Annotated in this window: 4 protein-coding genes and 5 pseudogenes; 5 read left to right on the plus strand and 4 right to left on the minus strand. The window is 47.9% G+C overall.

The window, feature by feature from the left end; genetic code table 11:
* Window positions 1-895: pseudogene (locus AB5Z09_RS20985) on the plus strand (IS3 family transposase); the annotation flags it as partial.
* Here the strand turns inward: AB5Z09_RS20985 and AB5Z09_RS20990 are convergent.
* The 3 genes and pseudogenes from AB5Z09_RS20990 to AB5Z09_RS21000 all read right to left on the minus strand — a co-directional run.
* Window positions 870-1,238: a hypothetical protein gene (locus AB5Z09_RS20990; protein ID WP_368196150.1), complete on the minus strand. Its 369-nt coding sequence runs from the start codon at window positions 1,236-1,238 to the stop codon at window positions 870-872. The pseudogene AB5Z09_RS20985 and the gene AB5Z09_RS20990 sit on opposite strands and share 26 nt — an antisense overlap.
* 276 nt (window positions 1,239-1,514) lie before the next feature.
* Window positions 1,515-1,994 carry a hypothetical protein gene (locus AB5Z09_RS20995; RefSeq protein WP_368196151.1) on the minus strand — a complete coding sequence of 160 codons (480 nt, stop codon included), beginning with the start codon at window positions 1,992-1,994 and terminating at the stop codon, window positions 1,515-1,517.
* Window positions 1,995-2,880: 886 nt separating this feature from the next.
* Window positions 2,881-3,126 (minus strand): annotated as a pseudogene (locus AB5Z09_RS21000) (IS110 family transposase); the annotation flags it as partial.
* A gap of 341 nt (window positions 3,127-3,467) precedes the next feature.
* Here AB5Z09_RS21000 and AB5Z09_RS21005 point away from each other — a divergent pair.
* The 3 genes and pseudogenes from AB5Z09_RS21005 to AB5Z09_RS21015 form a co-directional block, all read left to right on the plus strand.
* Window positions 3,468-4,481 (plus strand): annotated as a pseudogene (locus tag AB5Z09_RS21005) (IS630 family transposase); the annotation flags it as partial.
* Window positions 4,482-4,676: pseudogene (locus AB5Z09_RS21010) on the plus strand (transposase); the annotation flags it as partial.
* A gap of 129 nt (window positions 4,677-4,805) precedes the next feature.
* Window positions 4,806-7,187, plus strand: coding sequence for a PilZ domain-containing protein (locus AB5Z09_RS21015; RefSeq protein WP_368196152.1), 2,382 nt, complete (start codon window positions 4,806-4,808; stop codon window positions 7,185-7,187).
* Between the two features lie 18 nt (window positions 7,188-7,205).
* On the opposite strand, the pseudogene AB5Z09_RS21020 reads toward AB5Z09_RS21015, so the two are convergent.
* Window positions 7,206-7,610: pseudogene (locus tag AB5Z09_RS21020) on the minus strand (IS110 family transposase); the annotation flags it as partial.
* Window positions 7,611-8,304: 694 nt separating this feature from the next.
* Between AB5Z09_RS21020 and AB5Z09_RS21025 the strand changes: the two are divergent.
* A partial coding sequence (locus tag AB5Z09_RS21025) for an inverse autotransporter beta domain-containing protein (RefSeq protein ID WP_368196153.1) occupies window positions 8,305-11,371 on the plus strand: 3,067 nt, incomplete at its 3' end.

The following is an 11,371-nucleotide window of genomic DNA, read 5'->3' on the forward strand; positions in this document are numbered from 1 at the left end:
TACTTTGCCAGCGAGTCAAGGAAAGGTACGCGTTCATAACCTCCCGACTCGACCGGTACAGTGTCGTTACCCTGTGCCAGACCCTGGGGGTTCACCGAAGTGGCTTCTACGCGTGGCTGAAACAGCCTACATCGCCACGACAGCAGGAGGACGAACGACTGACCGGATTGGTCAAGCAATCCTGGCTGGAAAGTGGTGCTGTCTACGGTTATCGCAAGATCCATCGCGACCTTCGTGACGCAGGGGAAGCCTGCGGCAAGCACCGTGTGGCCAAATTAATGAGGCGGGAAGGGCTGCGTTCGCAAACGGGCTATCAACGCCGCAAGGGGCATTATGGAGGCAAGAGCCCGCAGGCTGCCCCAAACACGCTGGCACGTCAGTTTAAGGTGCCAGCCCCCAACCTCTCCTGGGTGACTGACATTACCTACATCCGTACTCAAGAAGGGTGGCTGTACTTGGCGGTGGTGCTCGACCTGTTCTCTCGCCAGATCGTCGGCTGGGCGATGAAGTCACGCATGACGGCAGACTTGGCGGTTGATGCGTTATTGATGGCCGTCTGGCGGCGCAAGCCCAAGCAGCCGGTACTGGTGCATTCGGATAGGGCAGCCAGTTTACCGGTGCTGAATGGCAGGACTTTCTGAAGGCCCACAACCTGAGTTGCAGCATGAGCCGACGTGGCAACTGTCACGACAATGCTGTCGCCGAGAGTTTCTTCCAGTTGCTCAAACGGGAGCGGATCAAGCGCAGGATTTACGCGACAAGAGACGAAGCCCGCAGCGATGTGTTTGATTATATCGAGATGTTTTACAACCCAATCAGGCGTCATGGTTCCAATGATGGGCTGTCACCGGTAGAGTTTGAAAGGCAGTTTATTTTTCAGCAACAGAGTGTCTAGAAAACCAGGGGCGATTCACGGAGTATTTATCGCCATCCTCCAGCGGTACCACTGCCCAATAGTCATTGATAGCGACAGCCTTGACCTCTGTACTTTTAAGGTTGTATATCTTGACCAGATCTCGTAGCAACACACCACTATAAGTGTGCTCCCCTTTGGTCCAGGGGGTCTGAGTCTTGACTTTCGTCTGAGGTAAAGCCCCAAACTCAGCCCGGGTTAATACAACTTCCCCTTTACCATTGCAACAGCCATCTCCCTTAATCTTGAGGAATGGCTCATTTGCGCACACCATCCCTGAGACGAGACAGCTCGATAACAACATCCTGCTAAACCATCCATCCATGATAAACCATCCATGATGGTTAACACATTTGTTAATGTCATTTTTTAAATATGAATGCAACCTGTAGAGCACTTACAATGAATAAAGTAGCAATAAGCGGGACAGAGCCCATTTACATTAAGAAGCATGGCATTACCTTTCAGTGTTTGGCACATTTTTTTGGCTCGAACACCGATAAGCCTGGAGATGATTAAGAGGGGGGGCGTGCGCCGCATGACAGCTCTTGTCGAATTGAGCAACAATATCGCGCATAGGTTATGGTGGCTACTAAACCATCTAAAACGGTGTCGGGGATGATGAGGTTACAGCCTCCATGACTAATTGATAGTCGCGCTCAAAATGTATGGTGTCCTGTGGCTTTATAAAAGGGAGCCATTGTAATATTTGTGTTGAGGAAGGGGATTGATACCAACGTATTGTACTTCGATAAAACTTTGGTAATAAATTGTTTGGTGAGCAATGAACAACTTGACCTATAACGGAGCCTTCAGATGGAAGAGCAATAATGTAGTCAGCTCCAATTTTTAATTTTTTATAGCTTAAAATACCAATTCCTCCTAATCCAATATGACGAACAATCACATAGGGTACAGGATTGAAGAAATCCATATACGGATTGGTTCTATTGCATAATGCAATGTACCCCCCTCCGATCAGGTGGTAGCGGCGATGATGTTGTCGCCCCCCGCTGGCGATATTCAGTGGAGGGAGATCCTTTACTTGTTCAATAGAATCGAGTTGCTCTCTGACGTTCATCTACGATCCCAGTATAACCTTGGTTGTACGTAACATTTTTAGCACATGATAGAGCGAGGGGCAATGATGTGAGACCTTGAAAAGGTCCAGACGTGATTATCTAATCATAAATTTGATAAGGCGGCGAATTCAGATAATTAAGAGCAACACCTATGGTACATGGGATAGAAGAGGCCACCTGCCGCTTCTGGTTCGCATCTTCTCGCCAAAGAAACAAAGCCAAACACTATGAAATACGCGCAGTTAGCCGATGGGTAACGATACCAGATAGCCTGCTAGTGTGGCCATGGTTTTAACCAGGCCAGTATTGTCAGACGATTAGGCGTTCAGTGACTTACCATCAGCGGTGAACTGCAGCGTAACAGGGCGGAACAAGGTTACCAACCACAGTAAGTAAACTCGCAGTCCCTTGACGGCAAAAAGCGAGACACAATAATCGTATCCCACTTTCTACACAGGTTTTTGTCTAGCAAGTCAGGGGGCCGGAACAAATCAGCGGTGTGGGTAAGCTCATTGATAGCAGCTGCAGTTTGTGGGACGGGTAGGTGGATACCCTGGTGGGCAAGCAAGGCTGCGGCGCTATCCGTCAGTCTGGTAGAACGTAAGAGCGGACTCTATCAGGTGTGATATGTGCCCACCAACAGCGCTAACCTAGTGGCAGACGCCATCATCTGCATGCTGGCCCCTTATGGGACTACATGTATACTGTCGCGGCTGATAACGGCAGCGCGTTTGTTGAACATGAGTGGGTAGGCGCGGTACTGGAAGCACAAGTTTATTTTGCGCCCCCGAACTGCCTATGAGAGAAAGATTCGAATGAAGATTACGATGGTTTGCAGCAGCAAGATGTACCAAAGGGTAACGGCGGGAATCTGGTGACCTCGGGTGTCTTCACATGGGGCTTCGCGAACGGCGGGGCCATCAGCTTGACGGTATGCCCCAGCCCTTGCAATTTATTGGCCCAGTAATGGGCACAGCCGCAAGCCTCCATGCCTGATCAGGCCAGGAGGAAGATTGCTAAAGAATGAGAGCATCTGATCCTGCTTTTAAGGACCGTCTTGCCATGTTGATGAACGCCATCTAATTGGCAGAGATCTTTTGCCAGATCGATACCGATAGTCGTAGCCTGCATGGTGGTCATCTCTCTCATCAGTGGGAACGCACATTCGCCACTTTGGCACTCAGATGCCATTTTGGGAAGGGGCGACCATTCCATTAACGCCCCGTGTAACTCAAAGTGAACTTATTTTTCAGCGAGTGTTGCACTTTAGAGTTGAACTCGCCTAAAGTCATAAAAAATGGACGCTGTTATGAACGGAGATAGGACCATGACTGGAATATCAATTCGTAGTAAATTATGGATGCTAAATAGCTGTTCCGAATAGTAGATCACCGGAGGTATGGAACTCAGTCCAGTTTGTGCGATCTCATTAGTCGCCAAACAAAACAAGCCGCACCCAAAGGACTGATTTGATGCCTATCCTACCACCCCTGCCACGACCACAACTGCGCCGCATTCACAAAATCATCCATGTCACGCGTGATAAAGAGCATGCTCGTCGCTTGATGGCTATCTTGCTGCTGCATGAAGGACGCACGGTCACTGAGGTTCATCACCTTACCGGCGCTGCTCGCTCGACCATCGGCCGTTGGCTTCGGTGGTATCAAGATGAAGGTGTGGCTGCGTTAGAAGCCTTACCGGCTGGCCGTGCCCCGGTCCTACCTGTCGCCAAGATTGTCACCTTACTGGTGCTGCTCATGCAGTTTTCTCCGCAAGATTTTGGTTATCAGCGCAGCCGCTGGTGTACCGAACTATTGGCTATCAAAATCAATCGGTTAACAGGCCTCAATATGGCAGCCTCCACGCTCCGCCGATGGTTACCACGTATGGGCATTGTCTGGCGAAGGCCCGTGCCGACCTTGCGGATAAAAGACCCAGCCTATCAGGAGAAAATGGCGAATATCGACGCGGCACTGGCCCGCTGTGATGCCGATAATCCGGTGTTTTATGAGGATGAAGTCGATATAGACCTCAATCCCAAATTAGGGGCCGACTGGATGTTCAGAGCGCAGCAAAAGCGGGTTGTCACACCGGGACAGAACGCGAAACATTACCTGGCAGGCGTTCTCCATGCAGGCAACGGAAGAGTGCTTTACGTCAGTGGGATAAAGAAAAACTCATCCCTGTTTATCGCCATGCTGGAAAAGCTGCGTCGCCACTACCGACGAGCCAAAACCATCACGCTGATCCTCGATAACTACATCATTCACAAAAGCAAACAGACCGCGCGATGGTTGAAGAAGAACCCCAAGTTCTGCCTGGTATTCCAGCCAGTTTACAGCCCTTGGGTTAATCACATAGAACGACTGTGGCACAAGTTACATGAAACCATCACGCGCAATCATCAATGTAGAGGAATGACCAGCCTGCTGGCCCGAGTGAAACACTTCATGGATACCGTGTCTCCTTTCCCGGGGAATGGCTACAAGGAGGTCAAGTGCCGAGCTGACATGGTGGGGATCTTCCCCAACGAAGAGAGCATTATGCGGCAGCAGGGAGTGGTGCAGGCGGAGCATAATGAGGAATGGCTCTTGCAGAATCGGAACCTACCGCAGCAGAGCATGGCGGAGATAAATTGGGTTGGTGATGAAGTGATAGAAGCGCTGCCACTGAGCGCATAACAGGAGCGTCACTGAGCCGAAGAGCTGCAACGGAATGCACACCACCTTGACGGACGTGACCTGAAGAAATTTAAGTGTTCGAAGATAATTAGCGTTTTGATCATAAAATGACTTTTTCGGTGGGTGTATATGGATCCCGAACAGCAACAAAAGTTGATTGAACAACTCATTCCTCAACTGCGGAAAAAGAATTTCTCAGCAATTTTTGCACAGCTCACAGATTCCGAAAGCAATAACGGTCGCTTTTTGCTCAAAATGGAGCTCCAGCGCAGATGTGCCTCTTGCCGCAGGGTCATCGACATGCGGGACGCCTTGGCAGATGAGTGTCAAGTATATGAATTTAAAGACATGATCCACTTCATGCCGGCAGAGGCTATCAGTCTGTTCCAGAGTCAGTGTTTTATTTACCGTGATGACTACACGGTGGGTGTCTACGAGGTGATGCAGCAGTGGCAAAAACAGCGGCAGCAGACACGAGTAAAAGGTAAAGCCACTACACGGGCCAACCCTTTCCAGCAATATGAAGTGAAGACTATCCCATTTGCCAGCTATTATGGCCGTCGCCAAGAGAGGATGCATATCAGCTCACCAGTAGAAGTCATACTCCAGGATGGAGTCAGGCTCCTTGCCAAGACATCACACCTTTCTCCTGAGGGCATTCGTATCTCGGTGCCTTATCTACCGACCTACCAAACCGGTGATCAAGTAAAGGTTATCTTTACCGGGTTGGAGCACGACAGCGCCAATACACTATTACAACAACCTGTGCATTACCAGATTCTGGGTGAGGAGAATAAAGAGGGGCGATTCTGGCTAATACTGATCCGCACTGGTGACAACCCGGCCTTTGATACCTTTATCAAAGAGTTCATCAAGGTCAATAAAGGCCATCATCGGATAAGCGTCGATCATCTGCTTTCCGCTGCGGTCATCAAGGGACACGAGCAGTTCTATCTACCGCGTATGACCGGCATACCACTCTTTTTTAGTTCGGGCTCAAACCCCAAGCTGGAGATAGCTCTGCGCAGTGAGAATAACCAGCACCTTTTCGAAAACTGGCATGACGAAAAAAACCGTGATGCACTGGCTGGACTATTTTACGCCGACCGAATGAAACGCCTCTGTCCGGCACCTGGAGCTATCAGAGAAACGCTGTTCTACAGCTTTTCCCATACTGTGAAAAATAAAATCTACTTCTTCTCAGCCACATCAGGAGAGTTACAGCTAAGTGGTTTGACCAAACTGTTCTTTCAGGTTGGCGCACATCGCCCCAGCTGGCGTGTTTATAAATTTTCGCTGGAACGATGTGAGTTGTCAGAAGCAGATCTGGGCCAGATAGTCGGGCTTGAAGACTCTCAATTGCATGACATCCAGTTACTGGAGCGCATTAAAGAGATCGGTTATTGCGGTTTATTGCAAGAGATCAGCCTCGACTCACACCGGGAAGAGTTCTACGATGAAGGAGGGACAATCAACAATCCCAACGAGCTACAACGATTTGGCCACGAACAAGAACTCAGGCCTTTCGAGATTGAGTTTTTGCAATATGTGCAGCTGCGCAAAGAACAACGCTACATCCACAAGACGGAGATAACCATCAGCCACAATGGCAGATCCTGGCAGGGCTTAACCCGCGATATCTCCGCCCATGGTATGCAGATTGAGCTGGAAGAGGTCTTTATCGGTGAGAAAAACGATGTTGTGACTATTGCCCTGCCCCGGCTGCAGGAGCTGGCTAAAACAATGGACTTGCAGCATATCCCATACCGGTTGGTCAGCCTCAATATGACCCGCACGGTATTGCACCTTTGCATTGAAGGGGATGCCGCCCGCCACATTGGCCGACAGTTCTTCACTCTGCTTATCGAAAGTAATCAGAAAAAGCTGAAAACGGTCCCGGAGCATCACCGCTATCGGGGACTTGCCAGGGCGCTACGCAATATTTACACCTGCCATCTTTTCAATACCCCACTATACGTCAACAAGCTAAATGGTAGTCCGAAGCCGGCATCTATTGGTAAATCTCTCAAACCGCGTTCATTACACAGAATGCTTACTGTTTGTACTGCCAATCCGGAGCATGGCAACCTCTATCCATTGTTTCAGGGGGACTTGCTGAAAGACGTATTGATGACACCGCTTCGTCATCAGGAACGAGATGATAAACCAAGGCTGGAAGAAGTCTACGTATCGTACGTGCAAACAAACTCAGGCTGGCCACAAATCAATAGCTGCCTAGCCAACTCGTTCAGCAACGTGCAAGAAAAGCGGCAATTTATCGAGCAGGCATTACAGCAGGGAGAGTTTTATTCAGTACTGGTTGGCATATCCCGAACTGGCCGACCAGATATCAACTTCGTCGCTAACGAGCTGGATACCATCGCAAAATTTGCTATTCACAAAGCGAAGAAGCTGGAGGAAGAGCTTTGGAGCGTAGTCGGAGTCTGTGAGCTGACCGATACGACAGAAGCTACGTTGTTCCGACTGGGTGTCATGCAGCAAGTCCCCTAGCGGGCAAACCGTTCCGTCTTGAGGAAGGATGAACCCATATTCAGCTAACAGCCCCCGGAGCTGGCTTGGGCTGTTCCGGCCTTGGCGAACACGATGCAGAGCCAGTACGGCTGAGCTCGCAGTTCTTTATCGGCACAAAACGCATGGTGGGTCTGGTCACCGCTTCACAAATAGCCTCAGAGTCAGCAGCATCATTTTTGTTGGTTTTGACGTAAGGCTTGACGAATTGCGGGGCCATCAGCTTGACGGTATGCCCCAGCCCTTGCAATTTATTGGCCCAGTAATGGGCACAGCCGCAAGGCTCCAGGCCAGGAGGAAGATTGCTAAAGAATGAGAGCATCTGATCCCGCTTTTAAGGAGCGTCTTGCCATGTTGATGAACACCATCTAATTGGCAGAGATCTTTTGCCAGATCGATACCGATAGTCGTAACTTATATAGAGGCCGCCTCTTCTGCGTCAGTGGGAACGCACATTCGCCACTTTGGCGCTCAGATGCCATTTTGATTTTGGGGAGGGGCGACCATTCCATTAACGCCCCGTTCAGTTTGTTCATTGCGCTCACACTCGTTATCTCCCTTCCTATCCGCGGGTCATTAGGTATTGCTCGGCACCCTGCTAGAGTTTAGTTCTCAACTCGGTTTCCCTGACGTCGCTTGTAGAAGGAGAAGCAAGAGTACAGGTACTATTTGTTGCTGTGTTAAATACACAGTTTTGTGAGATTTAATGATGAGCTAGATTGCCTGAAGATGGCGCTGACGAGACTAGCCTAGGATGGCTGTAACCTGTTGATCTCTTTATTTTTATTTTTATTTTTATTTTTATTTTTATTTTTTTTTGTTTTAGGTCTAGATTTTTTTAGTAATGATGAATTTTACCTGTTCTTTTTTTTGCGTGGGGGCGCCGCTCAATTATGCTCGTTAGTTATAACGTTATAAGTAAGATATGTAAACATCATGCTTAGATACGGAATTGAATGGGGGTTGAATAATATAGTTATGGTTATCGAGGTAAATTGAGGGTGGTATGATGCTTAATCAGCTGTTTGGCTCATTCGATTTACGGACCTATGTACTGAGGTCTGCTAAGTTGTCATATTCGGTGTACAAAAGATCGGTGATGTCGATGTTTTGGCGCAGAAGGTCTTCGCTTTCTGGATTTTTATTTGTGTGGTTGAATATATTTATTCAAGTATTCTTCCCTATATCTCTCTCCTTTTCCGCTCGCGCGCAAGCTAAAGATGGTAGCTCATATTACCTACAAGAACGCACAAGCATGTCTTTTTCTGAAGAGCCGCTCATCACAGGAACAAAAGACAATGATGAGATGACTCCTGGCCCACTGCTCTCGCCTTCCAGTGTGAAAACACGTGACGCTGGTTCCTTTGAGTCTATGTGGGCGCCCGGTGTTACCTCGCACAACGCCCCCTCGCGCGAGGAAAAAGTGAGCGACAATGCCATTCCAGAAATTTTTCCTGAGCAAGCTAGCGTGAAGGGATCACCTTTCCAGGAGATTGTTGATGAGAATGCCATCGCAGTCATTGCCACTGAGGCTGCGCAACTAGTATCAGGATCATCCCGCAAAGCTAATGCTTTGTCTAAAGCGGTTGGTATTGGTGAGCGTATGGCAAACACTGCTGTACAAGATTGGTTAAATCAATACGGAACTGCGCAGGTGTCATTTGACAGCAAGGGAAAAGGGGCGTTAGACGTTCTTTTTTCTTTAGCTGACTACGGGGATTCTCTATATTTCTCTCAACTTGGATATCGTTCCGGAAATGATAGAGATATATACAACCTGGGGTTAGGTGCACGTTACTTCAACGATGTGTCGATGTTGGGTGTCAATTCGTTTTATGATTTTGATGCCAAGAGCTCGTCGAGTCGTCTTGGGTTAGGAACTGAGATATGGACTGACAACGCTAAAATTTCAGCCAATATATACACACCTATCAGTGGGTGGCGTCAATCCTCCGTTCCATCGATGCAGGATTATGATGAAAGGGCTGCCAGAGGGGCCGACATTAAGCTGAGTGGCAACCTTCCATCTTTGCCACAGCTCGGGGCAAATATTTCCTATGAAAAATACTTTGGTAACGAAGTCGCATTGACATCGCAATCCGATCGTCAGCGTAATCCTTCTTCTATCGGGGTTGGGGTCGATTACACGCCTTTTCCTTTGCTTAAGTTTGGTGTTGAGCATAAAAATAGCACAGGCAGCAATGCGACAAGCTTTACTGCTGGGTTAACCTATCGTTTGGGTGTTTCTTTATCTGAGCAACTAAATGGAAATGCCGTAGCGGCATCACGTTCTTTACAGGGTAGCCGGTTACAGTTGGTTGAACGTAACAACAACATCGTTTACGAATATAAAAAACAAGAACTAATAAACCTGCACTTAACATCAGAAGGCAATCCATACTCAGGTGAGACAGTCGTGGTGACGGCTCATGTCACTAGCAAATATGGGATTGATAAGGTTGTGTGGGATGCGTCATCGCTAATGGCAGATGGTGGCTCTGTCACGCCTGTTGGTAATGATCGCGCTAAAATTATTTTACCATCTATTGGGCAGGCAATACCTTTTCGTAATGCCTATGAGCCTAGGTCATCTTATATCATAGGTGCTATTGCCAAAGATAAAAAAGGAAATAGCTCTGAACGTGCGACAATTACACTTGATACTCAACGTAGCCCCTTCGACGTCTCATCTATCTCTTTGAGTAAAACCTCGGCTATCGCCGATGGTGTTGATTCAATAGATATCACCGTGTCTGGCATGAACGGTGAAACTGGTCAGCCGTTGGTCGGAGAACCTATTTATTTGGCGCTGACAAACACTACGCAAGGTCAAGTAATTAAAGAGGTCCGAGGCGAACTTGATGTAAATGGCTCATTAAGCGTCTCCGTGAGTACCACTCTCGCTGGTCAGGTATCTGCTGTTGCTGAGATTATTCGTAATGGTAATCGCGGTTCAGCGTTAATGACTTTTGTTGGTGATGTAAATGGCGCGAGCTTCGATAATTCAGTGGTCGAACTGGTTGCTGATAATGCAATCGCTAATGGCCGTGATAAAAATAAAATTATTGTTAGGTTGTATGATCGCAACAACAACCTGCTTCCTAATACCTCAATTAACGTTGTGGGGAGTCAAGGTGTCTCGGTTGCTGGAGAGGTGAGTACTGATGCAACGGGTATGGCCGAGATCCCCTTTAGCAGCACGCGTGCTGGTTCTGCAACCGTTCAACTTACAATTAATGGTTCAACCAAATCAATTGTAAGTAATTTCCGTGCAGATGAAGCTTCAGCTGCGATATCTAAGATGGACGTTCTGATTGACAATGCAATTGCTGATGGCGAGTCTGAGAACGAGGTTTCGGTAAGTGTGATTGATGCGTTTGGCTCACCTGTTCCTAGTGTAAACGTTATATTTGATATGCCAGGGAATGTATTGATTTCCTCAAATGGTAGAACAGATGAAAATGGTATTCTCACTGCAAAGCTGAAGTCTATTTCAGCTGGTCCATATGTTATTTCTGCAACCGTTAATGGCCGCAGTGAACAGTGCACCCTGACTTTTTTGCCAGATGTGTTTTTTGCAAACATTCAGCTTCTGTCAGTCTCCCCCAGGGATGGTGTTGTTGCAGATGGAACGGATGGCCACTGGATTGAGGCCTACCTAAAAGATCCCAAAGGAAACTCGATTGCTAATGAAGAGATAATGTTTGCATCCGATGGGCAAGCAACTCTTTCAGAGCGAAATATTGTAACTGATATAAATGGCAGAGGGCGTGTTTTTGTCACATCCCAATATGCCCGAGTGGTTAAAGTTGATGCTGTAAGTAAATTGAAAGCTAAAGCTTCGATTGAGTTGCCTTTTGCCGTGGACTTGAGCGGTGTCACTGTTTTCGGTGGGAGTATTCAGCTCGAAAAAGATGGGGCTGTTGCAAATGGCATCGATACAAACAAGGCTTTTGTGGACTTCCAAGATCGCCAAGGTGAGCCTGTCAGAGGTGAAGTGGTCGCGTTTACCTTGGTTGGGCCTGATAACAACGAACGTACTTTTGAAAGCCTAACCAATGAAAATGGCCGTGCTGAGTTGCTCTTTGGCAGTACAACAGCTGGTATTCACTCATTGATTGCAAAATTAGGTGTAGCCAGTTCAACCATACCCACTCAGTTTGTGG

This window comes from Aeromonas sp. R2-2, from assembly GCF_040908355.1.
GTDB lineage: Bacteria > Pseudomonadota > Gammaproteobacteria > Enterobacterales > Aeromonadaceae > Aeromonas > Aeromonas veronii.

What these genes read in the sequence shown, in the direction of transcription:
- AB5Z09_RS20990 (WP_368196150.1), bottom strand. Translation starts at nt 1,238, where the DNA reads ATGGATGGATGGTTTAGCAGGATGTTGTTATCGAGCTGTCTCGTCTCA.
- AB5Z09_RS20995 (WP_368196151.1), bottom strand. Translation starts at nt 1,994, where the DNA reads ATGAACGTCAGAGAGCAACTCGATTCTATTGAACAAGTAAAGGATCTC.
- AB5Z09_RS21015 (WP_368196152.1), top strand. Translation starts at nt 4,806, where the DNA reads ATGGATCCCGAACAGCAACAAAAGTTGATTGAACAACTCATTCCTCAA.